We start from the raw sequence: 26,214 nt of genomic DNA on the forward strand, positions 1-26,214 counted from the left end.
GTGTATGCTTTCTCATCTGCGTTCATCTATGGAGAGAATAATATCTATTATGGATATTCTTTTGAAGAGTCTAAGTTAATATACTATACTCTCAGTGTGTTATTTTTTGTTTTAGTGTATTCAATGATTTCGATGTTTTTTTTAATTGTGCTAGCATTTTATTCGAGTAATGGTGTTAATAGTTATAAGAATCTATCACTGTCCATGGTACTTGGGGTGGTATTTGTATATTCCATATTTACTTTATTAACTGGAAGGTGGCAATACGTATCTGCATATGTATATTATCAACTTTCTAGTTATGAGTGGTCTCCAGAATTCATTTGTCAGCGGGAATATGGGAAATTAAAATCTCCTGAAGCCAAAAAAACGCTATATTTAAGGACAGATACAGATGAGTATAAAGTTCTAACTTTTAAGGATAAATTTAGCATGAATATAAAAACATTATATTGTGATGCTAACTCACCAAATGGTTATATTCTGAAGTGACCTAACTATAGGAATAGCATTATCATATAACAAATCTAACCGTGGTCATAATTAGTTGCCATATTACAATATACCAATAAAATTGGCGAAAAAGGAATATGGACTGGCCAATATGACAACTGCACTCGAACAACTCATCAAGATGCACGATCCGCGTTGTGTCAGTATTGAAGCACTGAATATTGGCCGTGGCCGTACAACTCTGTCCCAAGAGCAGATAGTGGGCGCTTTTGCTTCGTGCCAGCACAGTCACCCGGTTGGTTTCGATCTCCTAATGACCAAGTACCGCAACGACTGCAAAGCTGAACAACGTGTGCGGGCAGCGATTAGCGCATGGCTACATAAGCGGCCACACCCTCCAAGAGCAAAAGCGGCCTGCCAGCTATCACTGAATATGGTACTTGAGCGAAATCTTCCCGCGCAGACACAACAAATCGCGACCTTACTGCTGCGTTATGGTTCTCGCACCAAGATGACGCGCAAAGTCGTTGAAGACCTTAAGCAGCAAATCAAACAGCTGGAAAGGGATAAAGCCCAAACCTTAAATGATGACGTGATTGTTTCACTCGGAAAGCAGATTACGGCGCTACAAAGCAAAATCAGAACTGTACGGGGCGCACTGAGGGCATGGGCGACACTGGAAGCGGCCAGAACCCAGGTCTGTCCTCGTTGTCGTGGTGCGGGTAAAACGCTGCGGCCACATCCTGAATTATGCAATGAGTGCGGTGGCCATGGGCGTTTCAACGCCACGCTGGAAGATTTACGCAAATCTATGGGGTTCATTGGCCCTGAGATAGGTGCTACTGACTGGGCTGCACACTATGTCCCAATGGTGAAGGAATGTTTGCAGTGGCTTTATAGTGAAGAGTCGAGTGCGTGTGAAGTTTTAATGAAACGCATTCGTTTAGAGCGGTCGTTTGACGCTTCATAATTCATTTTGAAGATATTAACTCCCAGAATACCCGTCTTTTCAGACGGGCTAAATCCGCACCGATGTCTGGCTGTACTGGTGCGGTAAAAGTCTGGTGATGAGTTAACGCGGGCTTATCCGAAATCCCGTCGTGTTGCTCAATATTGATTCAGCTATTCGATGTATCTTTTCAAAGTTGGAATACATCAGCTCGGCATAGTGGCGATGGGCCGACAACTCAAAGCGTGCAGCGCTAACGTCATATCCTGCTTTGGTCAGATTCACTATCAATTTGCCAATGGCCGTTGGGGCTACTGACGTATCACCAAACAGCATTTTGATGGGAAACTTGCCGGGGTCTGTGAGTGAATATTGATGTCTTCCGAACTGCTTGAACTGATGCTCGAACTGATCCCACCAGCTCAACGGGAAATCTGCACTGAACGTGGGCCTGGTGAGTGCTTCCTGCTTGCCAAGGTATTCGCCCTCCAGCGTCGTGAGATAACTCACTGCCTCATCAATCTGCTGTGGGTGCAGTTGGTGAATGTGCTCGACATCAAAACGGGCATGCACCAGTTTCCAGATATCAGAATAGATTTTACCAAGGCCGGTGGTGATTAAGCGTTTTGCTGTCTGATGGAGGGGTTTTAACTGTGCGGGTGTGGATTGGTAGGGTGTTCCATTCGGGGGCTGTTCCATTCTGTTGAAGTAGCAATCCTCTAACTTTTCGAACACATCCCACGCTTGCTCGGTTTCCAGCATCTTGGCGTGGCGGGCGGCGCCGCGCTTTGTCCAGAGGATGAGGGAGCACACGTTTGAGACAATTTTCACAGATCTACTTATTGTGGGTCTGTGCTTTAACTCTTTTAGCTCAGGGCCTTGCAGCTTGAACAAGTGTTTCCCAACGACAAATCGTTCTTTGTTTCTGGCATAGTTCATCTGGATATTTTTGACTCCAGTGGAATAAAGCTGAGCCAGTAACTCAGTGGTAATGACGGGAATATTTAAATGGGAGATATGAGGAAGGGTTTCAATGCATACGGTTTTCATAATTTGCGTCCTTTCGAATATTTTGATTTACCCTTTTTGAGAGGGCGACCAGGCGCTCAAAACCGTCGAAAGTCGGCGGGCGTATTCCCCATGCAGGTATTGTATTAGCCACACACCCGGTCATATATCAAAAATTCAGGACACAAATAAACCACATAACTTTCGGGTGTGGATTCCGCTTTCGAGGTGTTTTGAGCACCGAACATCAATTTAGTCCGCGTGAGCTTCTAGTGTCAACGGTAGGGATTGGCCGTTACTCAATCTGATATCCCACTTATAGCGAGAAGCTAATATAACGCCGTGTTCCGCAGTAAGTTTCTCGCTACAGCTCCTTAAAGGGCCATTATCAAGTTCCGTTGCCGTAACAATTAATTGCTACACTAACTTTCCATGGCATTCCTTAAAACGTTTTCCATTCCCGCAATGACATAGAGCATTTCTTGGTAATGAATCAGGTGGACTTAAGTCAATTTCATTGAGCATAGAACGCAGCTCTTCTACGGCAATCGCCTCTCCAATCATAACTTGAGTTAAACTTCTCATATGAATCAATAGCTCTGCTACAATTTGGGACTCTACAAATTTTTTTGTTTCCCCATTCTTATTCTTAGCAGTAAACATGACACCGCAATCGTTTTTAGACAATGCTTCAATAGCGGATTGATGGTCATGGCTAATTGGAGCGTGCTTACTTACCACAATACCAATTACTTTATTATCTGAAGCTCTGAAAAGGGCTCCGCCAGAGTTTCCCGAGTTAAATGCACCATTTACCACTAAGTGCTTTTTCCGTCCACTACCCACCTCATGTTCCATGAATCCGGCTAGATAACCAACAGATAGCAGCGGGTTTGGACCGTTATACCCTAATGGATATCCCCAAGTAGTAACTGATTCACCAACCTTAATGTCATGACTACTAGCAATAGTTAATCCACCCGTTTGCTTAATAGCTGGCCTCAAGACCGCTAAATCACGATCAGTGTCTATCCATTTTTGAGAGATTGGAATTTGCTCACCATAAGCGGAAATAGCGAGTATTTGATTTTCAGAACAATCAGTTACGACATGTGCGTTCGTTACAATAAAGCCATTATCTATTAAAAAACCGGACCCTTTTGAGCCTGTGGCTGAACAGAAAATCATGTAAACAGAAGTTACTGATGAGCGGCCGACTTCACCCGCAGCATCCAGAGTCCATTGAGTAGATGTTGGTATGTCGTTCAAGCTTCACTCCATTATGTATCAGTTATCTGGTGCAATCTATGTACTCTGCCTAATATGGTGTAGCCGCAAGTACCAGTGACATTTGAGCATTTAAGCTACACCGAATTACGGCTAAGAATTTTACTATAAAACTCTAGGTTTAAAAGAGCTGGATTGCACGTTCTAGCATCATTTGGTTAGTTTTACTGTGGGTTTAGCCAGCAGTTTTTTGAGAAGGACATTGAAATGAAAGCGGATCTGAATATCTGCCAACGTCTGCTATTGGCCGGAGGCCGTCGGGGTGACAAATCCAGTCAGTTTTAAGCGAAAACGGACGTAATATCACAAATTTGGATATTGCCTCTTATCTGGAGTGATGTAGTGAACACTTCTAAGCAATAAGTATCTATTATCGTAATTGTAACTACTTTCTATTGCTAAATTTGAGCTTTATCCCTCCCTAACCTCTGGTGCGTAAATGAATTCTAATCCCGTTATAATAAGGCAGAATTTTAAAATCGGTGAATTGGATGCAGAATCCGACTCTCAACTACTTGAGAGTTGTTTTATCGATAATGGATATTTGGGGAAGTTGTTAAATCCGGCAGATACCTCGTCAATAGTGATTGGACGCACTGGTGCAGGAAAAAGCGCACTTCTTCATATGGTTGCTAATCACTCTTATAAATTCAAAAAATTAGATCCTAATGATATTTCAATTAGATTCCTTGAACACTCTGATATTATTGGGTTTTTTAATGAATTAAATGTCAATCTAGATATGTTTTATAAAATATTGTGGCGTCACATTCTTATAATGGAACTGCTTAAAATTCGCCACGATATTAAAAGCGAATCTGATACCAATAACTTTTTTACCAGTCTGTTAGGTCGTCTTCGAAAGGATGAAGTAAAACGCAAGGCACTCGAGTATTTTCGAGAGTGGGGTGATAAATTCTGGATCGACACAGACACTCATCTAAGGGAGATTACTTATAAACTAGAGCGGGATACTCGTGCGTCTATAGGTGCGGAATATAAAGGTCTTAGTCTGAATGCTGAACACGCAAGAAAACTATCTGAAGAACAAGTTCATGATGTGAAAAAACGTGCTAGCGAAGTGGTCAGCAGCATGCAGATCCAGAAGCTTAACGAGATCCTGACATTATTAGCTGATTACTCATTTGATGACCCCCAAAAGAATTATTACATTATCATTGATCAACTTGACGAGAACTGGGCTGAAAATGACACTCGCTATAAGTTTATACGCGCACTAATCGAAGAGATAAAGGTATTCCGAAAGATCAGGAATATCAAAATTATCGCTGCCCTACGCCTTGATTTACTTCGTTCCGTTTTCAACTTAACGCGTGGTTCTGGGTTTCAAGAGGAGAAATATGAATCTTATATTCTTGACATTAAATGGACTCCTCATCAGCTAACCGAATTAGTTCAGAAACGTGTTAATGAAGTTTATCGGAGGCAATACACCCGCCAGGATGTAACCATAAAAGATATTTTCCCCAAACAAAAGGGGGGCTCGAAAGGAGTTACTTCAATAGAGTACATTATCGAGAGAACACTTCTTCGTCCTCGTGATGTTCTTCAGTATGTCAACGAGTGTTTTGGTGTAGCCCTTGACCGTGAGCGAGTGTCTTGGGACTCGATACATAAAGCCGAATCCGCATACTCTCTGAAACGTTTGCGCTCTCTCAAAGAGGAGTGGGGGGAAATTTACCCATCCTTTGAAGAAACAATTCAACTTCTGCGAGATTTACCAGATAAATTTACCAAAACACTAATACCGAAAAGCAATATTGATACTGTGATCAGTGAACTCGCAATACAAAACACCTTGGATCCTTGTGCAATCATTGCAAACAAAATGCTTGACGGTGATGCTAGAGAACCCGATGTTATCAATGAATTGCTGCTCTGCCTTTATAACCTTGGTGTAGTAGGTTTTAAAGTGAGCAGTCTCACTCCATATAAATGGGCTTACCGGGACAGCACTCCGACGACAAAAAACGAAATCAAAAGAGCTAGCGGTATCAAAATTCACAAAATGTTGCATTCGGCGTTAGATATTCGTATATCAACCGACAGTATTTATGAAAGAGACGATGACAGCATTACAGATACTCTTTTGAAAACGTAAATACTTTCGATTTAACGCGATTTTGATACTTTTCAAAGTCTGTTATCGCTGAGGGATATTGCGGCACTAAGAAAGCTTAAGCATTCTGTATAGGTTCACGAGTCGACAATTTTACTTTCCCCCGAAAATACGCTAAATTCCCGAAAGATGCCGGAGTCTGCTTAATCGCTGCTCCGACTTTTTTATGGGTCAGTGTTGGTCATTCTGACTCTCAACCAAAGCCTGCCGGATATCTCCGCAGGCTTTTTTTATTTCCCTCGTTCGCTGGGGTGGAACATGCCAATGTCTGGAAAAACGTCGCTCGCGTCCTACCTCTCCGGTGGGGCGTTGGCGCTGCTGGGGAAGCTGCGCAGCATTCTGGAGGATCTGACCCTTGATGACTGGGCTGTCGTTATCGGAATGATCATTGCTGTTGCCACTTTTGGGGTGAATGCCTACTGGCAGCGTCGCCGTACCAAAGCACTCGAAAAAGCGGCGCGTGAGGGATATGTCATTATGCGAGGTGAGGAGTGATGGCTTTGTCGAAACGTCTGAAGCAGAAAATTGGGCTGGTGGCCGCAGGTGGCGCTATCGCCATTGCCATCGTCGTACTGGGAGGCCGTGACGGGCTGGAAGGGCGTAAGTATTCGCCTTACAAAGATGTGGCGGGTGTTCTAACCGTCTGTGACGGTCATACCGGCCGCGATATCATTGCCCATAAGAAATATACCGACGCGGAATGTGATGAGTTGCTGCAACAAGATCTACAACGGGTGTTTGCTGCTATTGAACGCAGTGTCAGTGTTCCCATGAGTGAGCACCGTAAAGCAGCACTGGCATCCTTTGGTTACAATGTGGGCATTAACGCCCTGACGCGCTCCACTCTGGTGAAAAAACTGAATCAGGGGGATACCACGGAGGCTTGTAATGAGTTGCGGCGTTGGGTTCACGCCGGAGGTAAGGTGTGGAAGGGGTTAGTCCATCGCCGTGAGGTGGAACGCGAGTTATGTCTGATACCCAACACAGTAATACAGTGAGTTATCATCGCTGGCCCCGTCGCTTGTTTGTCTGATATCAGTCATGTCTCCTCTCTCTTTGATTGCTGCTAGCGGCCTGCTGCTGTTTCTATGCCTGGGCAGTGCTGCGTTCTATTTTCACCAATCTGCTGTTGAGAAAAACGGGCAACTTTCACAATTGCAGGCTGACCTGAATGCGTCACAAGCTACCCTGGCTTTACAGGTGTTTCAGTTTCAGCGAGTCAATGAGATAACGGCAAAAACCGCGGCCTATCAATTGACACTTTCTGCCCGCAGCGAGGAGCGCCAACATGCCAACCGTCAGGAACTCAAGACTGAAGCCTGCGCTGACCACTATATTCCTGACGCTACTGCTCAGCGGTTGCACGACTACACGCACCGTCTTCGTGCCCGTGCCCTGCGTGATCCCCACCAGCCTGACGGAACCCTTGCTGGTGCCGCTGCCCCCCGCAGAATGACGTATCGACAGGCCGTGTTGTGGCTTGACCCGTTGTTGACCTTGTTGGACAGGGCCAATCACGACAGGGAGTCGCTCCGCAACCTGCCATCACCACACCATGGCAAAACATGACTGGGAGACATTACAGGCCGACTTTCTGGCCGCGCACGCTGCAACTGGCATCAGTGTCCAACACTGGTGTCAGCAGCACGGCCTAAATTATCAGACGGCCCGACGTTACATCAAATTGCGCAAAACTGCGCAAAAATCCACGACAAAAACTGCGCATACTGCGCAAAAAAAGATCCGTAAAACTGCGCAAAATGCTGCAAATGGGGAGACTGCGCAACAGGATAACGCGTCTGATAAACAAGAAGAAAATCCTCAGCCAGATGCTGCAGAAGCACTCAATGACCGTGCGCAGACTGACGACTCTGAAACGAAACCGAACACCGGTCGCACGAAAGGGGGCCGATTTACCGAGCGCAACCCACATGCCAAAGGCAACACAGGCAATCCTCATCCCATCGGGGCATTTGTTCAGGGTAACCAGCATGCCCGCAAACACGGCGCGTACGCCAAATACCTGAATGCCGATGACCTGTTTGACGACGCTGCCGAAGCGGATCTGCATGATGAGCTGATGTTCACCCGCGCCCGCGCCTTATCCGTCACCCGAACCCTGCGAAAAATGCATGAAGACTTGCTGGCGACGGACATCCTGGCCGAGCGCATAGCGCTGTACGACAAACTGCTCAAGGCCGACATGGCGCTGGATAGGAACATTGCCCGCATCGAATCGCTGGAAAATAGCCTGAGCCGGTTACGACTCGATGATATTAACGGACCACGGTTGCTGGCCGACACTGCCCGCCTGAAGGCCGCCACGGCCAAGTTGAAAGCAGAAACCCAGAAGCTCACTGACGAGAACAAAGACGACATCACGCCGTTGGGGCAGGTGGTGGCGAGTTTGCAGGGTGAGGCCACCCAGAATGGGATCCTGATGGGAGAGAACCACCATGATGACGGAGCAGGAACAGATTAACTATATCCGCCAACGCCTGGGCAATCCGTGGTGGAGACTCAATAATCTGTACAAGATAGAAGATGAAGGCGGGCAGTTGGTCACCTTCAAACTACGGCCAGCACAACGCCTGCTGTTTGAGAGCATGCATTATCGCAACATCGTGTTGAAAGCGCGCCAGATAGGCTTTTCGACGGCGATTGATATCTATCTGCTGGATCAGGCGCTATTTTGCAGACACCTGAAATGCGGAATAGTCGCCCAAGACAAGCAGGCTGCCGGGGAGATATTCCGGACCAAGGTCGCGGTGCCTTTTGATAACTTACCCACATGGCTTCGAGCCACGTTCAATGTCACTGAGCGGCGCAGCGGGGCGAATGGGGGCACGATATTGTTTGCGCATGGTTCCAGTATCCAAGTGGCCATCTCTTTTCGTTCTGGCACGGTGCAGCGGTTACACATTTCCGAACACGGCAAGATATGCGCTAAATACCCCGCCAAAGCGAAAGAAGTGCGCACCGGAACGCTCAATACCGTACATGACAAGGCGATTGTGTTTATCGAGAGCACGGCGGAAGGCGTGGGCGGCGATTTCCACACGATGAGTATGCGGGCGATGGAATTGGCCCAAACCCATGTTGACCTGACATCACAGGACTATAAGTTTCATTTCTTTGCCTGGTGGCAGGATCCAAAGTATCAGGCCGAAGTACCGGCAGGTGGACTGCGACTGGGTCAGTATCATCAGGCGTATTTTGCCGCCGTTGAACAATCCATGGGGATCAGACTCACCGACCGGCAAAAGCAGTGGTACATCCGCAAAGAGATTGAGCAGCAAGAGGAGATGAAACAGGAGTTCCCCAGCACACCCACCGAAGCCTTTCTGACCTCAGGACGTCGCGTTTTCTCGGCCATCAGTGTTATGGCCGCCGAAGGGCAGTGCAAATCGCCCATGCTGGTCTACGACATCGAACCGGTGACCGGTCAACGCACTCGGGTGCAGGCCTTGCGGGTAGGAAACGCCGGTGAACTGCAACGTACCTTGCTCAATTATCTGTTGGTGTGGGAACTGCCCGATCCGGATGAGGATTACGCCATTGGCGCAGATGTGGCGGAAGGGTTGGAAAACCGTGACCGATCATCGATTGATGTGGTGAAGTACTCCACTGGTGAGCAGGTGGCTCACTGGTTCGGGTATCTGGATGCCGAACTCTTTGCCCAACTGCTGGCGCAGGTCGGTAAATGGTACAACACCGCCTTGATTGGGCCGGAGCGCAACAACCACGGTCATGCTGTGCTGCAAAAGTTACGCGAGGTTTACCCGCATCGTTTTATCTATGCCGAGCAATACCTTGACCGTGACCACGATGATGAGACCCCCAGACTGGGCTGGCTGACCACGGCCCAAAGTAAACCGGTCATGATGGAAGGCCTTAAAACCCTGCTGCGCGAACAGCAGTCGGGTATTCGCTGGATAGGCACTATCAATGAGTTGAATACCTATGTGTATGACGCCCGTGGCCGCATGAATGCGCAGACTGACTGCTTTGACGATCAGGTGATGAGCTATGCCATTGCGCAGGAAATGCGCATCAGGATGCCCAAACGGGTGAAACAGGTTCCCCTTGACCGCTCCAAACCCACCCACTGGATGACACTGTAATGTTCTTACCAAGCCCCAATACTGACGCAGCGGTGTCTCAACCGAAGCCGTCAGACCGCTTCACTCAGCAACAGTTACTGGATATCTCATCGGATATTGACCACCAGCCGGACTGGCGCACCAATGCTAATCTGGCGTGCGCCTATTACGACGGAGATCAACTGGCCCCGGAAGTGGTGGCCAAACTGCGTGAGCGCGGCCAGCCGTTGACACAGCACAATCTGATCGCCCCGACCATCGACGGTGTCCTGGGGATGGAAGCCAAAACCCGTACCGATTTGATGGTGGTGGCGGACGATCCGGACGAAGAAGTGGAGTTGATGGTGGAAGCGGTCAATGCTGAATTCGCCGATGCCTGTCGATTAAGTGGGCTGAACAAAGCCCGCAGCGATGCTTATGCCGATCAAATCAAGGCCGGACTCTCCTGGGTGGAGGTGCGCCGCAACAGCGACCCCTTTGGTCAACGATTCAAAGTGTCGACCGTTCATCGTAATGAGGTGTTCTGGGACTGGTTCAGCCGGGAAGCGGACTTGAGTGATTGCCGCTGGCTGCTGCGTAAACGTTGGCTGGATGTGGATGAAGTCAAAGGCACTTTTCCGGACAAGGCACCGGTCATTGATTATTCACTCAACGAGTGGAAAGGCTTTGTGGATACCGAGTTGGCGGCGGGCGATGAGTCGGATTTGATTAATGCTTATGAGGAATACCAGTCCTGGAGTCGGGAGAGCACCGAGTGGATCAGTACCAATCGGCGACGTGTGCTACTGCAAGTGATCTACTACCGCACCTTTCTGCGTTTGCCTGTGATGACATTGAGTCAGGGGCGCGTGGTCGAGTACGACAAACACAACAAGTTGCATGCTGTCGCGGTGGCCACTGGTCGGGCGACGCTGACGGTAGCTCGTGTCAGCCGGGTACGCGAAGCCTGGTTTGTCGGGCCGCATTTCCTGATTGACCGGCCGTCTTCAGCGCCGCAAGGCATGTTTCCACTGATCCCGTTTTGGGGATACCGCAAAGACAAGACCGGTGCCCCCTATGGTTTGGCCTGTCGCGCCATACCGGCTCAGGATGAGGTGAATTTTCGTCGCATCAAACTGACCTGGCTGCTTCAGGCCAAGCGCATTATCAAGGATTTTGATGCCACGCAGATGCCGGATGAGCAGTTGAAAGAAGAGGCTGAACGGCCTGATGGCCTGATCACCCTGAATCCCCATCGGCATAATAAAACCACGGCGGCCGATGCCATCACCATCCAGCAAGATTTTCAGGTCGCAGAGCAGCAGTTTCAGGTGATGCATGAGTCCATGAAGCTGATCCAGGATGGCATGGGGATTTATGCGGCGTTTCTGGGACAAGAGTCCAATGCGGCCAGTGGGGTGGCCATCAGTAATCTGGTCGAGCAGGGGGCAACGACCCTGGCGGAAATCAATGATAACTATCAGTTTGCCTGCCAGCAGGTGGGGCAACTGTTGCTGAGTTATTTGTTGGAAGACCTGGGTTCACGCCGCGAATATCCGGTGGTGATCCACCGGGATGACCCGCGTAAACGCAGGAAGGTCATGCTGAATAAGGAGGACGCTGGGCAGATGAATAATGACGTTTCCCGGTTGCGTGCACATATCGCCCTGGCTCCTATTCAGCAGACGCCGGCGTACAAATCCCTGTTGGCGCAACAACTGTCTGAAGTCATTGTGGGTCTCCCGCCGGAAGTACAAGTCAGCGTGCTGGACATGTGGGTTGAGCTGTTGGAGTTGCCAAATAAACCGCAGTTTATCGAGCGGCTCAGAGGGGCATTGGGCACACCGAAGGCACCGGATGAGATGACGCCTGAAGAACAGCAGGCCGCCCAAGAAGAGCAGCAGTTACAGCAGCAACAACAGGCACTGGCCATGCGCGAGCTGGCCGCCAAAGTGGACCGCTTGGAAGCCGAGGCGAAACGCATTCAGGCCCAGGCGGTGCGGGAAACTACGCTGGCAGAGGGACAACGCTTCAATGATGCTTACACTCAGGCAAAAACCGGTCAGGTGCTGCAAGAGATGCAGAATATGACTGAAGAGATGGGCGCGTTACATGAACAGATGATGCAGACTATTCAGGGCCAAATTGACCAAATACCACTCTAACTATTGCATGCCTGCAAAATACGCGCTAGATTTCCGAAAGATGCCCGACATCACTCTCAATTAAGCCTCGCCTAATCGCGGGGCTTTTTGCTTTCTGGTGTTCCGCACAATACCCCATTGAACAACCTGCCTGTGCCGCTAAGCGCTCTTCGCCAAGAGGGCTTATTCGCATGGGCCGCATCAGGCTCACCACTCGGATCTCTCCGACAAAAAGTGAGACAGGAGTCATAAGTGGATATGGAATTAACCGGTAATGAAACCCCTGAAGAGTTGGAAGCGTTGATTGATGGACTGGGGGAGGTGGAGATTGTCGATGACGACCCCACCAAACCGACAATGGCAAGTCTAACGAATACGGTGACCGAACCTTCGTCCACGGATACCGCGAGCGGGAATGAGGGGCAGGAAGCACCGACACCAGGCATGACGACACCCCCCAAGCTCGAGGAGCGCGATAAGCCTCAGGGGATCCGCAGCAAAGACGGTCAGCATGTCATTCCTTATGACGTGTTGGAGGCAGAACGCGCAGACAAGCAGCGTTGGGTCAGCACCAATCAGCAAGCCGTTGTCGAGCTGGCGGATGCACAGCGTCAACTGGCGGTCTTAACCCATCAGATCAAAGCCGCAGGGATGCAGCCTGCGGCCTTACCTGAGAACGCCCAGATCACCCCTGAGCAGATTAACGGTATCCGGGAAGATTTTCCGGAAATGGCCGCGATGTTTGACACGCTGGTGCAAAAAATTGATTACCTGCAACAGAGTCAACCGTCACCCACATCTCACCAGACCGCCGAGGATCCGGTGATAGAGGCGATAAACGCGGTTCCAGACCTGAAATCATGGCAGGAACACGATCATGACCGTTTTACCCTGGCAAAACATATTGATGAGGCAATGAGAAATGACCCTGCATGGGAAAACAAGTCGTTGACCGAGCGCTTCACCGAGGTGGCAAAACGCACACGGGCCGCTTATGGCGAGGAGAGTGAACCGCCTCAAGCGAAAACCCCCGCGCCTGCGCCACCACCGTCACCACCACCGCTTGTCGATGTGTCGCAGGTGGCGGCCGAGAAACTGGCGAGTGCAACAGTTGCCTCGCAAATCCCGAATTCGCCGTCAGAACTCGGGGTCACCACCGCACATACCGTCTCGCCTTTGGAGCAGGCGGCCAATGCGTCGATGGATGAACTACAGGTCATGTTTGCCGGTATGACGGATGCCCAGATAGAGGCTTTGCTGGAGCAGACCATCTGACCGGTCACTTGACTGACACCTTGACCCGCTTCGGCGGGTTTTTTTATTGAATGGAGTGCTTATGACAACCATCACAATGGCCCAGGCAAATAAGCTGATGCAGGTGGCGTTGTTCACTGCGGCAAGCCGCCATCGGTCTTTTGTTAACATGTTGACCGAACAGCAGGAGGCCCCCAAGGCGGTGAGTCCGGACAAAAAAGGGACCCGGCAGACCAGCTTTCATGCGCCGGTGGTCCGCATTACCGAATTGAAAAAGCAGAAAGGCGATGAAGTGGATATGCAGATTGTCCACAAGCTGTCCAAACGTCCCACCATGGGGGATAAGAAGCTGGCTGGGCGGGGTGAGAACCTCACCTTTGCCAACTTCTCGCTCAAAATCGGTCAGGGTCGTCACCTGGTGGATGCGGGAGGGAAAATGTCACAACAGCGCTTCAAGCACAACCTGAACAAAACCGCACGCACCTTGCTGGGCACGTATTTCAATGACCTGCAAGACCAGTCAGCCACCATCCATTTGGCGGGTGCGCGTGGTGACTACCTGGCGGATGACACCATTGTGCCCCTGACCAGCCATCGGGAATTTGGTGAGATCATGATTAACGATGTGGTGCCGCCGACCTATGACCGTCACTTTTTTGCCGGTGATGCTACCTCGATGGAAAATCTGGATGCCACCGATCTGTTCACCCTGAGCACGGTCGATAATATCGCCCTGTTTCTGGATGAAATGGCGCACCCCCTGCAACCGATCCGTATGTCGAAAGACGAACTGGCCAATGAAGACCCGTACTTTGTGTTGTATGTGACCCCGCGTCAATGGAATGACTGGTACACCTCCACCACCGGTAAAGACTGGCAAGCCATGCTGTCGCGTGCGATGCAGCGTTCCAAAGGTTTTAACCATCCGTTGTTCAAGGGGGAGTGCGCTATGTGGCGCAATGTGTTGGTGCGCAAGTACGGGGGGACGCCGATCCGGTTTAACAGCGGTTCGACCGTCAAGGTGTCCAATAATGACCTGACCGCCACCACCAAAAATATCACCACCAGTACCCTGATTGACCGCGCGATGCTGTTGGGCGGTCAGGCACTGGCCAATGCCTATGGGGTCGGTGAGGGCGGAGGCTTTTTCGGTTATCACGAAGAGAAAGTCGACCATGGCAACGGAACGGAGGTCTCCATTCGGTGGATCAACGGGTTAAAGAAAATCCGCTTCCAGCAAAAAGACGGCAGGGTGAATGACCACGGTGTGATTGTGGTTGACTCTGCGGTGACCCAATAATCTATAGGGAGATAAACACTATGGCGATCATTACGGCCCCCTCCATGGCTGATACGGTGTATCAAGGTCCACAGGGCAATTTATCGGTGGCAGAGGGTTGGTACCAATTTAGCGGAACAGAAAAACATGGTGACATCATTGAGATGTTGGCACTGCCGATTGGTATGCGTATTTATGGCTTAAATATGTCCAGTGACAAATTGGGGATTTATATCTCGATTCGATTTAATGGAATGAATTTGATCTCCACCGTCAGTTGCGCATCTGCTTTCGAGAATTATACCCCCATCAAACCTTATAGCACAAAGACACCAGGTGAGAAGTTGGTAGCGGTTGTTGGTACGACGGTTACTACAAATATCTTTGTTCCTGGCCTTTTGACGGTCAGTCTTTTCTATACCGCAGTCGGTTACTGATAGTCTCTTTCTACGCAGCCCTTTTCTACAGGCTATAACGGTCTGTTATCCGGAGTATTTCATGTCTGACAAAATTGCTGTGGTCTATATTGGCCCTAAAGAGAAAAAACGCGATACGGTGACGGGCAGTCGCCTGATATTTCCGCGCCATGAGTCGGTCGAAATTGACAGTGCCCTGGCGTATCAGTTACTGGAGTATCCCACGGTGTTTGTGCGTCAGGAAGTCCTGAAAGATGTCCTGGCCAAACAAGCCGAACAGGCTAAGGTGCGCGCTGAACATGAGGCCTACCTGCTTGAACTTGCCGCCCGTGACGCGCAGGAGAACAGCTTTGTTCTTATGGTGGGGGACGCGGAGATGGATATCGCCAAGTTGACGTCGGTTCAGTTGGCTACCCTGATTGAATCCGAAGAACTGGACCTCAAACAGGCAGCTCAGGAAAGGGTGGATGATTTCCGCGTCCGTGTTCGTGATGCAGTGAAGGAGAAATATGCCACTCAAGATAGCCAAAAAGACGAGCAGAAAGATGGTCGCGCTTGATGCTTTTTTTCCGGCCATCCGAAAGCACATCAGCGGTCCGCTGGAGCTGATGATGAAACAGGCGGTGTTAGATGCCGCCATCACTTTTTGCCGTGAATCGCTGTCTTGCCGGGATGCGGTCAGCTTCAAGGAGGTGATCCCGGATATCGCCTATCGTCTGACCGAGGATAAAGGACTGAAGTGTATCAAGCGGTTGCGGGTCTTGGATATTACGCAGCCGACTCGTCATTGGCCGGGTGAACGGCTGATGGTCGGACAGGATTTCACCGCAAAATCAGCCAACGACATCACTTTTAAGCACGCCTTTCATCATGTGACGGTGGATTTTGCCCTTGAACCACGCCGTGATGCGCATGACATTCCTGACTTACTCTATGACGATCACCAGGATGTTATCGCCATGGGGGCGCTGGAAGACCTGTTTATCATGCCGGGCAAGCCCTGGACCGATCCGCAGCGCTCACACCACTTTGGGGTTCGTTTTGTTGAAGGATACCGCCGGGCCTTTCGTGAGGCACTGGATAATTCTCCCATCTCCGCTTTCCATAATCCTGTTCGCCAACACGAGTTCTTCTAATGATCAGCATTGCCGAGATAATGGGGCGGGTTAACACCCAGCTCAAAGATACGGCATGGCTGCGCTGGCCGTTGGCGGAGCTGTGTGATTATTACAATGATGCGGTTCGGGCTGTCATTCTGGCTCGCCCTGATGCCGGAGCGAAGTCCGAGGTGCTCACCGCAACACCCGGTACCAGGCAGGTGTTACCTGAAGGGGCGATCCGGCTCATTGACCTTATTCGTGTGGTAGATGGCAGGGCATTGAGGCCGGTCCCGCGTGAGGTCCTGGACAGTCAGTATCCTGACTGGCATCAGATGACAGGATCGGTCGAGTGTTACAGCTATAACGAGTTGACTCCCAACCTGTATTACTTGTTTCCGGGCGCGTCGCAGTCCATGGGGATCGAGGCGGTAGTGGCCAGAGTCCCGGTGGCTGTTGCCATTGATGATCTGGCAGAGGTAACTCCGGTCCCGCTTGATGCGCTCTATGTGAATCCTCTGGTGGACTGGATACTGTTTCGGGCATTCAGCAAAGATGGCGAGGCAGGGGCCAATCTCAATTTAGCGATGCAGCATTATCATGCGTTCAGTGATCAGTTAGGTGTGAAGCAAAACGCAGAGAGTGTCGCCCGGCAATGGCGCAAAGCGCAGTATCAGGGAGGGGGAGAATGAGTGTCACCGTGTCCGGCGTGTTGATAAATCCGATAGGGGAGCCGGTGGTCAATGCACAGATCATGTTGACGGCAATGGCCAGCAACCTGATAGTCTTGAGTGGTATTTCTGCCAGTGTCAAAACTGACCGTACCGGCGCGTACCGGATGCAGTTGGAAGCCGGGAGTTACAGCATTACCGTGACGGTCAACGGCCGCAGCACCCTCTATGGCACCATTACGCTGGATAAGAGTAGCAGCGCCACGACCCTGAATCAGTTACTGAAACAACAAGTGCTTGAATCAGAGGTCACACCCGATGTGATCGTGTATTTCCGGCAGATCCAACAGCAGGTCACACATGACCTGACCGCGCTCAGCACGCTGCAAAACAGTGCCCGCCAGGCAAAAGAGGAAGCCACCCAGTTTCGTCTTGAGGCCTTGCGCTATGCCAGGGAGTTTAATACGGCACTTATGGCGGTCAAAAATGACCGGGATGCGGTCGTTATGAATGCGAATGCGGCGGCGTGTTCGGCACTGGTGGCGTTAAAGAGTGAGCGTGTTGTGGTGGCGAAAGCAGACGCCGTGGCTTTGTCCGAACGGCAGGCACTCACGCATTGCGATAAGGCGCAGTCAGCCGCCGACAACGCGGCAACACGTGCTGCACAGCAAGCTACGGATCACATCAGACAGAGCATGGGGACTCAGTTGAACCAGACCGAGTCGGCCAGAGCTGCCAGCGAACAGGTCAAGGTGTCCGTTAATGAGACGGCCAGCGTGGTGGCTAAACAGCATCGCGAAGTCACCCAGGCGGCCAGTCTTGCAAGAATGAGTGAAGCTCAGGCGGCCGCATCTGCCCGTGCGGCGGCAGAGAGTGCAACACTGGCGAAGCAACATGCAAGAAGCACGACGGTGGAGAAAAATGCGGTTAAAAGTCTGAGAGATGACGCGGAAAAGTTTGCTCATCAGGTTAAAGTAGCTGCTCAGAAAAATGCACATGACATCGTCAAACCCCGTTCCTTTATTTATCTCTATCCCGGTGGGACAGAAAAGCGTCCCCCGCGTCTGCGCCCTGCACAGCGGATCATTGTGGATAACCCTTTTCCGGGACGAGAAATTGCTTTCCGTTGTGAAATTCGGCCGGACAGTGTGTGGGGGATCGCCGGCTACTTTGCGGACAGTGATTTTTCAACTGGCGCACTGGCTATGCCTCAGGGGGGAAAAATCTTAATCTGGACGGGGAACAACGGCCTGATCTATACCACCAAACATGTTGCCCATTCCTTCCCTGATATCCGCCGTCGAATAAATGTCCCCTATCGTGTTGCCGTCTGGAGTATTGATTGAACATGAAAGTTTATTCCGAACCGGGGAGTGATATCGAGTATGTCATTTACACCGAAACCTTCGACGTTCCTGATCACTGGGTCGAGATGAAGGAATCTCGTCCTGATGAACCCGCCTATGCCACACCGGAGGGCGTGTGGCAATTGGGGATCTCGGCAGCGGCAAAAGCGAGGTTGCTCAGCGATGCGGCGTCCCAGCGAGCGAGGTTAATCAGTGAAGCCAGCAATAAGATTGATACGTTAAAAGACCGGATCGACGTGGGTCAGGAAAGAATGGAAGAGTTACGAGGCTGGCAAGCGTATCGCATGGCACTGGATGATATTGATATCAATAAAGCGCCGGATATTGATTGGCCTAATATTCCAGCGATTGTGGGTTGAGTCGACAACGCAGTCTGCTGCTTAATCTGCTGCATAAATCCCACCGTGACGGATTGAATGTAAACAAGGTCACCAGTCTCACTGCTTAGTGGGGCTTTTTTTTGATCGGAAATGTCTCCTATGCCCATTATCGACATCACCACCATGCAGGGTGAAATGCCCCGTCTCACCCCCCATTTGTTACCGGAGTCCGCGGCCACGGTGGCCAAAAACTGCCATTTTCGCCATGGGGTGATCACGCCCATGATGGCCGATGCCGGGGGCATTAAGACCTTTACGCAGAAAGTCACCACCCTGTTTCGTTATCGGGAGGATGTTTGGTTTACCTGGCCGGAGAACGTGGAGGTGATCCGCAGCCCTGTGGCTCAGGATCAGTATGGGCGGGTCTATTTCACCGATGGCCACTCCCCCAACGTCACCAGTCATGAAGTGGCTACCCAGGGAAAGGGGCCTTTCCCCTCGGTCAGTTATCGATTGGGTGTTCCTGCACCCAGCCACCCCATTGACGTGACCCGGATCATTCCCCCGTCTGATAAAGGTAATGATGAGCCGACCGACGACGATACCCGTTTCTATATCGAGACCTATGTCACCGGTTATGGAGAAGAGGGCCCTCCTGGACCGGTGTCCCTTGAGGTGACGCTGACCCATCCCGGCAGCACAGTGCTTTTGACGCTACAGCCCCCCGGCAGTCAGCGCTCCAATATTACCCGTCGGCGTATTTACCGTTCCGCTTCCGGGGGCGGCATTGCTGAGTATTTGCTGTTGGTGGAATTGCCGATCGGTGTTCTGACCTATCAGGATACGTCGCCGGATAACGCCCTCGGACCGGTTCTGGAAACAGAAAACTACCTGATGCCACCCGATGAAATGAAAGGACTGTGCTTGATGGCAAATGGCATTGCCGCAGGCTTTACGGGTAATCAGGTGATGTTCTCAGAAGCTTATTTGCCCTATGCCTGGCCCGAACGCTACAAGCAAAGCACCGCGCACGATATTGTCGCTATCGCCCCGGTGGGAACCGGACTGGTGGTGGGGACCACAGGATGGGCGTATCTGTTTTCTGGGGTCACCCCGTCAAATATCACCCATACCCAATTGCCGGTGATGCAGGCCTGTGTCAGCAGGCACAGCATGGTCAGCATGGACAATTTTGTGCTTTATGCTTCGCCGAATGGGCTGGTGTCAGTGGATGCTGAGGGCAATGCACGGGTGGCAACCGAACCGATTATTGAGCCGCGCCAATGGCGTAGGCACTTCAACCCAGACAGTATCAAAGCATGGCCGTTAGAAGGTGAATATCTGGCAGTCTACCGAACGAACAAGGGGATATCGGCCGGGTTTATTTTTAACCCACTGACTATGGATATCCGTCATTTGACCATCGCTTTTGAGACGGCATTCCATGATTTGGCCTCTGATACACTCTATACCCTGCGAGAAAATACCCTTTATCCGTCCCAGGGCAGTACAAAGCCGCTGCCCATGACGTGGCGCAGCAAACCCTTTCTGACACCAGTGGGTACGTCATTTTCCTGTTTGCGGATCATGAGTGAGCATCTGAACCGGGTCGGCGTCAGTCTGCTGGTGGATAACCGGCAGGTGTTGTCGATGCCCCCCGGCACCTTGATTGACGGTATTTTGCGGCTGCCTGCCATCACCGGTCGGCAATGGGAGGTGGAAGTGTGGGGTTACGCCCAGGTTGATCGCATCACATTAAGTACCTCGATGATGGAGATGCCAGCATGACGAAAGGGTATCGTGCCGGACGTGATGCGGCCGCGCTGACGGAGAATATCGAGATCCTCACCGGACAACGTGGGGATGGTCGCGGTCAGGCGGTGACGAGGGAGGAGCTTGCCCAATTAAAGCTGGCTACATTGCGTGCCGGAGGTGGGGGGCGGTTTCAGCTTAAGCCTCACCATTATACAGAAACAGGTCCGGTACCAGCCTTTCCCATCCGACCCCAACATTTTAGTGCGCAGGGGGGATTCAGTGTTGTCCTGTTGCTGTGGGAGATGCCCGCCTACCGAGGTCATGCCCACACCGAGATTTACCGCAATACGGAGGATAATCTGGCCAATGCCGTGCTGGTGGGGACATCTGCCGCAGCGATGTACAGTGACCCGGTTGATCCCGGCTGGAAAGGATACTACTGGGTCCGTTTTGTGAATGCCTCTGGGATCCCGGGGCCCTTTAGCGGTACAGGGGGGGCCGCAGCAGCAACTCAGCCCCATGTTGATGAGATGATCAACCTTATCCATGCTGAAATTCATCAATCCCCCCTGATAGGCCAGATAACGGATACGATGGGGTCGCTGGGGGATAAAGTTGACCATCTGGATCAGCAGGGCGGCGAGGCTTTTCAGGCCATGTGGAGCACCAAAGCCCATGCCAGCGGGGTTACTGCGGGAATAGGGTTAGTTGCCGGGAAAGATGCTTATGGACGACCCATAAGCCAGGTGGCGATTGCGGCCGACCGGCTGTTTGTTTTTGATCCGAATAAGCCCGGTGATACTGGCCGTTATGCCATCCCGTTCTCAATGTCGGGCGGAAAGGTCGTGATTGCCGATGCCGTAATACGCGATGCCATTATCAAGTTCCTGAAAGCCGAAACCATCGTCGCGGATGAAGTGAAAGCCGGTATCAGCCTGTCCACCCCCATCCTCAATAGTGCCATCATCAATAATGGTCATTTTAGCGTCGATGCCGCCGGTAATGTGAAAATTGGTGACCTGATCACTATCTCCAGTACAGGGCGTATCACTTTCCGGTTGGGCTCACGCAACATCGGTTTGGTGATCACCCATGAGCGTATCGATATTTACGATGAAAATGGCGTGTTGATGGCGCGTTTCGGCAAGCTTGATGATTAGGCATTGCCCAGTCTTTCGTCCACGACATGACACCGCGGAGGGAACCGGTTTATGTCAGGCTATGGTTTGAAAGTTTTCCGCCCGGACGGTACGTCATTGGTGTTGGATAACAAAACCACGATGACGAAAATTGTCGCCATGGGGAGCAAAACACTCACTTATGGTGAGTGGAATACCGGCGTGACGGTCCCCGAGGGATATGACTATTTTTTGTGGATGACCAGCAATGCCTGGTTGAATTACATCGTTGTCCGTCACGGAAGGCGCAGTCAATGGACGCCGGGAGGCCAGGCTTATCACCGTGTCCATTTGGATGCTAATCGGGTACTGAAAGTGAATTCGGTTAATTACAACACGGCAGTCTTAGCGACTTATTACAGCGTGTGTATCTGGCCGACAGCGACTCCTCAGGGGCGCTATGGGGTGCAATTCTATGGTGCCGATCACCTTTCCGGTATCAGTGATGTGAGCCAATTCAGTTGCTTACTGTTTAAAGGCGAGGTGGATATTTATAATGGCTGGCTACCGAACCATATCAATCCTGCCTTTACGCCCAATAACGTGATGTGTTTTTTCTATACGGAAGACACCAGCAAAACCATTTCTGCTCGCGCAGTCAGACGTTACAAAACTCCCACGACGATGGAAGGTTTTGGTGTCTTCAATGTGGGGGGCGGAGCCTCGACAACCCCCGTACGTGCCAAAATCTGTCTCTTTGGACAAGGACCGTTAAACCGCAGTCAATATGGTATGGAAATCTATTCCCGACATAACGGGTCTGTCGTCTATAACTCTGGTTACGATATCCTGGCTCGCCCCCGATTAGTCACGTTAGCGGGCGCGGAATTGGGGGCAATGCGCCCGGTGGAGGGCGTGCGCCGACCGATGTATGCCCCTTGCAATATTGGCGGGTTGTTTAGTTACCCCTGGCAAGTCGAGCTGTGGGTTAACAGTAACGGTACCCAGATAGGCCCTGCATGGGGAACGGCTTTCTATAAAGAGGCTTCCACGGGGGCGTACACCTATTTCATCGCCCCTGTCCCGATTATGGTGCTGGATGCATCAGATTACTTTCACTTCTAAATTAGCCCGGATCCTTCGTGATACCCAGGACCCCAGTCTTCTCCTCAACATTCGGCACGCCTGCCATCAACAGCAGGCATTTTGGTTTTCAGCAGCGGATGCGGTACTCGTTTTACGCCCACGAGTGAGCAATGGCATGCCTTATGTCCTGGTCTGGCTGGCGGTCAGTACAAGGCGAAAAGGGCTGGAGCACTACTTGCCGACGCTTCAATACCTGACGCGACGGATGGGCGGAAGGTGGGCAGAGTTTTACACGGTACGTCGGGGGTTTACCCGGATAGCGGGGTGTTTGGGGTTTGAGCGAATGGCTGATGAAGAGGGATTCATGAGATTCAAAATCCCGGTTGACTGATAAACCGGGTATGAGGCGAAAGCCCCGAACTGTTAAGCGCAGTCGGGGCTTTCTACTTTCTGCACCTTGAGCAAAGCAAGGGAGAAGCTGTGAACGATATTATCAAACTGATTCGGGAGTGGCGAATGATAGGTGAGAAATTAACTGGCTGGAGGTTTGTACTGGTCTGGATAGTTTTCCTTTTGTTCGGATTATCCAGTCTGATCCAAGCAATACGGTGGTGGTAAATCATGGGCAAAGGAGGGCGCGGGAGCACGGAAATCAAAGAGACGTCACATGAGTTGGCGGCGGCAGAGATTGCACAAAAACAATGGGCTCTGTATCTGGATGAATTCAAACCGATGGAAAACCTGTTTATCAGCAAGGTCGACACGCTGAACCATCCCGAAAAGTACGCTAAAACAGCGGGGATAGTGAATCTGGGGTATCAGCAGGCATTTGGCTCCGGGCGGCAGCAAACGGCATCCGCATTGACAGCCGGAGGGGTTGACCCTGGCAGCGGCCGGTTCCGGGAAACACTCGGTGACGTACAGCATGACCAGCTCACCGGGCAAATTGATACTACCCAACGGGCGCAGACCTCACAGCAGGATAAGTATGTGGCCGGGTTGCAGGATGTGGTCGCCATGGGGGCAGGGCAAAAGGCCGATGCGCTTTCCAGCTACAGTCATATTGCCAACCACAGCCTGAGCAAAGCTACGTTTGATGCTCAAAAATCCCTCAGCAACCGTCAGGCGGTTGGGCAACTGGTCGGGGTAGCGGGTGGCGTGGCCGCGCGCACATACGGGCTGAAAGACGCCAACAAACCCGTAAACCCGTGAATATTTAACAGGAGGTCGTGATGGGACAAGCGGCTGATACCTACGCTCGGTTGACCCGCGACCAGTATAACGACTGGCTCGCGCGGTTTTATCCAAAACAAAAAGCATTAATGGGGCTGGCGACCCGGGGCGGGTTAATGGCTCAGCAACTGACTCGTGTCAATGACAGTGCCACGCACAGTCTGCGTTCGGCTCAAATGGGGATACAGAACCAGTTGGCGCGTTATGGTACCCCCCATGACACTCATCCGGATGATCACCGTCTGGGGCTGCGGTCAGCCTTGGCCATCGCCGGGGCGAAGAACGGGATCCGCGAGGCAGAGCAGGACCGGCAAATGGCGATATTAACGGGCGGCAGGACGGGGCTTCGACAACAAATGACGCTGGGAGGAGGGCGTCACTGATGGGATATGGATTGATTGATGCGGGTCGTGACACCCGACAACAGGCGTTGCAGAGCTTAAGCGAGGCGTCTGAACGGGAAGCGCAACGAGGAACACTCAGCGAGCAGCTCAAGATGCAACAGCAGCAGGGCCAAATGAACATGGTGGGGATGGGCGCGGGAGCTGGTCTGGCTGTGGGTGCCTCTTATGGTGCCGCAGGTGGGCCGATCGGTATGGGCATAGGTGCGGCGGTGGGGTTGTTGGCTAGTCGCTTTTTTTAAAGGATAACGGTGATGGGTGTTCAGGGATTGGCAGACGGTTTTTTGGCGGGGTTTAATACCGCAGACCAGGCTATCAGTCGTAATCGCGAACAAGGGTTACGTGATGTCATGTTAAAGCAGCAGGTCAAGGATGCCGACCGTCGACATGGGCTGGCCAGAGAGCAGATGGACTGGCACAAACAGACAGATAAACGAGACCATCGTTATAAAATCGAACGCAACGAGCGGGCCGACCAGCAGTGGGAGAAAAATTACGGTCTGGCCCAGGCCAGTCAACGCGTGGCGAATGCCAATCTTGGATTGCGCACACAAGAATTTAACCTGCGACGCGCCACTCAACAGTTCCAGCGGGCAGAAGCCGCTCGTCAGCAACGGATGCAGGAAGAAATGACGGTGGTGCAGGCGCTCTATCACCAGATTGAAACAGCAGGGCAGGTTGACCCTCAGTTATACAGCCAGATATCACCAGATAACCCATTGCACCCGGCACGATTCTTTGGGCAAACGGCCATCGATAACGTCATGGCCATCAACCAACTGATGCCCAGGGTGTTGGCCGGCGACATCAGTTACAACGATCCACAGGTATTAACGGCCATGAATATTGTGCTGGCCCCGCATATCCAGCGCAATATCGGCGAAGTTGACCCACAGACCGGCAACTCAATAAAAGATAAATCGCTGGCGCATGTTGGGATAAGTGAAGATGGGCAGTCTGTTATTTTGAGTCTGAAGGTGACGTACAGCGACGGTACGACAGCCGATAAGCCGTTGACCCGCTATGGCTCAGCAGATAAAACGGATGACGAGGTGGTGCGGATCCCCCTGGCACGGGTGATGGATGAACTTCGGGGCTACGGCCAGATGGTGGGGCAACTCAATCAACCAGATAAGGCCAGTTTTATCAGTAGTCTGGTCAATCCTCCCGACAAGACGGCGATGCGGCAGGAAACGGCCGATTATCGTCAGGCGATACTGGATATCGGCAAAAACGAGAGCAAACAGTTGGCGGCGTTGTATAAGGACAGCGCAATGATGGATGAGAAGCTGTTGGCCATCGCCCGTGAAGATATTATCGCGCAGGCAGGGCAACGCCGACAGCAGGCCGCTCAGCTATTCGATCAGGGTGGGCCGGAGCCGACAACGGAAGAGCGCGCAGAATGGGAGGCGTTTACCCAGGAATATCAGCAAAAAGTTGGGGCCATGCCCGATATGAATAATCCACAGGACAAGCAGTTCTTTATGCAGTGGAAGCAAGACCGGCAGCAACGGGAAGCGTCGTCTCCGCAAGAGCCGGCAAAAACACCTGAGCGTGATACAGCCTCAGACAGCCAGACAGCGCAGCAACTGAGGGCGATTTATAGCCGTGTTAAGAAGTGATGTCACGAAGCGAGTGAATTTTAAAAGGCGGCTATTGATTGGCGACTTTGCTCAATATGACCCAGGATAAGGTATGACTTCACCTATTGTTTGATTGCCTGTGAATGAGCCATTTTGGTTCACCATAAATCAAATCAACGAAATGCTTTTTATCTTTAGTTACGGTCAGAAGTATTCTAATTATTTATCTGAATCTGACCGTTTAATTTCATTCATAAACCTGTTAGTTAATTTTTCTCTCCTTTGGGTAACGAGAAGGCCATATGACCGACGCGTCTACCTCTAAAAATTCGGCGATTATCCTTTCCCCTTTTGGCCATTTGCGCACAAGGGCATTACTCAGTGTTGCTGAATTTAATCCTGCACGCCTTGATAGGGCTGAGAGAGAGGTTCCTTTCTTCTTAATTGCCGCCATTATATCGGCTGAATGCCAGTCGTTTTTCATCATTAACTCCTCATATAATTAAATAATTACCACGTTAAGATATTGATTGGATTTATAACTAAATCCATCATGATAAAAATTTAATGG

Annotated in this window: 27 protein-coding genes; 24 read left to right on the forward strand and 3 right to left on the reverse strand. The window is 51.1% G+C overall.

Annotated features, from left to right (window positions below; all coding sequences use genetic code 11):
• Together HU019_RS20195 and HU019_RS17200 are read left to right on the forward strand one after the other, a co-directional pair.
• Positions 1-492, forward strand: a 492-nt coding sequence (locus tag HU019_RS20195) for a hypothetical protein (RefSeq protein WP_217450948.1), incomplete at its 5' end; no start/stop codon positions are given.
• 112 nt (positions 493-604) lie between these two features.
• Positions 605-1,423: a TIGR02642 family protein gene (locus HU019_RS17200; protein WP_174847185.1), complete on the forward strand. Its 819-nt coding sequence runs from the start codon at positions 605-607 to the stop codon at positions 1,421-1,423.
• 102 nt (positions 1,424-1,525) lie between these two features.
• Here HU019_RS17200 and HU019_RS20470 read toward each other — a convergent pair whose 3' ends face one another.
• Positions 1,526-2,452 (reverse strand): ORF6N domain-containing protein, encoded by a 927-nt coding sequence (locus tag HU019_RS20470; RefSeq protein WP_174847184.1) that lies wholly within the window; start codon positions 2,450-2,452, stop codon positions 1,526-1,528.
• A 375-nt stretch (positions 2,453-2,827) separates the two neighbouring features.
• Positions 2,828-3,679 carry a trypsin-like peptidase domain-containing protein gene (locus HU019_RS17210; protein ID WP_174847183.1) on the reverse strand — a complete coding sequence of 284 codons (852 nt, stop codon included), beginning with the start codon at positions 3,677-3,679 and terminating at the stop codon, positions 2,828-2,830.
• A 457-nt stretch (positions 3,680-4,136) separates the two neighbouring features.
• Here HU019_RS17210 and HU019_RS17215 point away from each other — a divergent pair, with 457 nt between their 5' ends.
• The 22 genes from HU019_RS17215 to HU019_RS17320 all read left to right on the forward strand — a co-directional run bounded on the left by HU019_RS17215 (position 4,137) and on the right by HU019_RS17320 (position 25,682).
• Positions 4,137-5,819, forward strand: coding sequence for a P-loop ATPase, Sll1717 family (locus tag HU019_RS17215; RefSeq protein ID WP_174847182.1), 1,683 nt, complete (start codon positions 4,137-4,139; stop codon positions 5,817-5,819).
• 282 nt (positions 5,820-6,101) lie between these two features.
• Positions 6,102-6,332, forward strand: coding sequence for an HP1 family phage holin (locus HU019_RS17220; RefSeq protein WP_174847181.1), 231 nt, complete (start codon positions 6,102-6,104; stop codon positions 6,330-6,332).
• A complete protein-coding gene (locus HU019_RS17225) occupies positions 6,332-6,835 on the forward strand; it encodes a lysozyme (protein ID WP_174847180.1) in 504 nt (167 codons plus the stop codon). The genes HU019_RS17220 and HU019_RS17225 overlap by 1 nt, the downstream gene beginning before the upstream one ends.
• 43 nt (positions 6,836-6,878) lie before the next feature.
• Positions 6,879-7,406: a DUF2570 domain-containing protein gene (locus HU019_RS17230; RefSeq protein ID WP_174847179.1), complete on the forward strand. Its 528-nt coding sequence runs from the start codon at positions 6,879-6,881 to the stop codon at positions 7,404-7,406.
• Positions 7,393-8,319 (forward strand): terminase, encoded by a 927-nt coding sequence (locus tag HU019_RS17235; protein WP_174847178.1) that lies wholly within the window; start codon positions 7,393-7,395, stop codon positions 8,317-8,319. Before HU019_RS17230 ends, HU019_RS17235 begins: the two co-directional genes overlap by 14 nt.
• Positions 8,297-9,961: a terminase gene (locus tag HU019_RS17240; RefSeq protein WP_174847370.1), complete on the forward strand. Its 1,665-nt coding sequence runs from the start codon at positions 8,297-8,299 to the stop codon at positions 9,959-9,961. Before HU019_RS17235 ends, HU019_RS17240 begins: the two co-directional genes overlap by 23 nt.
• Positions 9,961-12,084: a portal protein gene (locus HU019_RS17245; protein ID WP_174847177.1), complete on the forward strand. Its 2,124-nt coding sequence runs from the start codon at positions 9,961-9,963 to the stop codon at positions 12,082-12,084. Before HU019_RS17240 ends, HU019_RS17245 begins: the two co-directional genes overlap by 1 nt.
• A gap of 423 nt (positions 12,085-12,507) precedes the next feature.
• The gene (locus tag HU019_RS17250; RefSeq protein ID WP_227739280.1) at positions 12,508-13,338 is read left to right on the forward strand and encodes a hypothetical protein; all 831 of its coding nucleotides are present in this window, start codon (positions 12,508-12,510) and stop codon (positions 13,336-13,338) included.
• 61 nt (positions 13,339-13,399) lie between these two features.
• Positions 13,400-14,617 (forward strand): N4-gp56 family major capsid protein, encoded by a 1,218-nt coding sequence (locus tag HU019_RS17255; RefSeq protein ID WP_174847175.1) that lies wholly within the window; start codon positions 13,400-13,402, stop codon positions 14,615-14,617.
• A 20-nt stretch (positions 14,618-14,637) separates the two neighbouring features.
• Positions 14,638-15,033 (forward strand): hypothetical protein, encoded by a 396-nt coding sequence (locus HU019_RS17260; protein ID WP_174847174.1) that lies wholly within the window; start codon positions 14,638-14,640, stop codon positions 15,031-15,033.
• A 61-nt stretch (positions 15,034-15,094) separates the two neighbouring features.
• On the forward strand, positions 15,095-15,571 hold the full coding sequence (locus HU019_RS17265) for a hypothetical protein (RefSeq protein ID WP_174847173.1): 477 nt from the start codon (positions 15,095-15,097) through the stop codon (positions 15,569-15,571).
• A complete protein-coding gene (locus tag HU019_RS17270; protein WP_227739278.1) occupies positions 15,522-16,148 on the forward strand; it encodes a hypothetical protein in 627 nt (208 codons plus the stop codon). Before HU019_RS17265 ends, HU019_RS17270 begins: the two co-directional genes overlap by 50 nt.
• A complete protein-coding gene (locus HU019_RS17275) occupies positions 16,148-16,801 on the forward strand; it encodes a phage adaptor protein (RefSeq protein ID WP_174847172.1) in 654 nt (217 codons plus the stop codon). The genes HU019_RS17270 and HU019_RS17275 overlap by 1 nt, the downstream gene beginning before the upstream one ends.
• Positions 16,798-18,126: a prophage tail fiber N-terminal domain-containing protein gene (locus HU019_RS17280; protein WP_174847171.1), complete on the forward strand. Its 1,329-nt coding sequence runs from the start codon at positions 16,798-16,800 to the stop codon at positions 18,124-18,126. The genes HU019_RS17275 and HU019_RS17280 overlap by 4 nt, the downstream gene beginning before the upstream one ends.
• Positions 18,127-18,128: 2 nt before the next feature.
• A complete protein-coding gene (locus HU019_RS17285) occupies positions 18,129-18,506 on the forward strand; it encodes a tail fiber assembly protein (RefSeq protein WP_174847170.1) in 378 nt (125 codons plus the stop codon).
• 120 nt (positions 18,507-18,626) lie between these two features.
• Positions 18,627-20,255: a hypothetical protein gene (locus HU019_RS17290; RefSeq protein WP_174847169.1), complete on the forward strand. Its 1,629-nt coding sequence runs from the start codon at positions 18,627-18,629 to the stop codon at positions 20,253-20,255.
• A complete protein-coding gene (locus tag HU019_RS17295) occupies positions 20,252-21,382 on the forward strand; it encodes a phage tail tip fiber protein (protein ID WP_174847168.1) in 1,131 nt (376 codons plus the stop codon). The genes HU019_RS17290 and HU019_RS17295 overlap by 4 nt, the downstream gene beginning before the upstream one ends.
• Positions 21,383-21,433: 51 nt before the next feature.
• On the forward strand, positions 21,434-22,465 hold the full coding sequence (locus HU019_RS17300; RefSeq protein WP_174847167.1) for a hypothetical protein: 1,032 nt from the start codon (positions 21,434-21,436) through the stop codon (positions 22,463-22,465).
• Between the two features lie 582 nt (positions 22,466-23,047).
• Entirely contained in the window at positions 23,048-23,638 is a 591-nt protein-coding gene (locus tag HU019_RS17305) for a hypothetical protein (protein WP_174847166.1), read from the forward strand.
• A 20-nt stretch (positions 23,639-23,658) separates the two neighbouring features.
• Positions 23,659-24,042 (forward strand): hypothetical protein, encoded by a 384-nt coding sequence (locus HU019_RS17310; protein WP_174847165.1) that lies wholly within the window; start codon positions 23,659-23,661, stop codon positions 24,040-24,042.
• Entirely contained in the window at positions 24,042-24,302 is a 261-nt protein-coding gene (locus tag HU019_RS17315; RefSeq protein ID WP_019083303.1) for a hypothetical protein, read from the forward strand. The genes HU019_RS17310 and HU019_RS17315 overlap by 1 nt, the downstream gene beginning before the upstream one ends.
• 12 nt (positions 24,303-24,314) lie before the next feature.
• Positions 24,315-25,682 (forward strand): hypothetical protein, encoded by a 1,368-nt coding sequence (locus HU019_RS17320; RefSeq protein WP_174847164.1) that lies wholly within the window; start codon positions 24,315-24,317, stop codon positions 25,680-25,682.
• Between the two features lie 223 nt (positions 25,683-25,905).
• On the opposite strand, the gene HU019_RS17325 is transcribed toward HU019_RS17320, so the two are convergent.
• The gene (locus tag HU019_RS17325) at positions 25,906-26,127 is read right to left on the reverse strand and encodes a helix-turn-helix domain-containing protein (protein WP_174847368.1); all 222 of its coding nucleotides are present in this window, start codon (positions 26,125-26,127) and stop codon (positions 25,906-25,908) included.
• Positions 26,128-26,214 lie beyond the last annotated feature (87 nt).

It is taken from the genome of Yersinia artesiana, assembly GCF_902726545.1.
GTDB classification, from domain to species: Bacteria; Pseudomonadota; Gammaproteobacteria; order Enterobacterales; family Enterobacteriaceae; genus Yersinia; species Yersinia artesiana.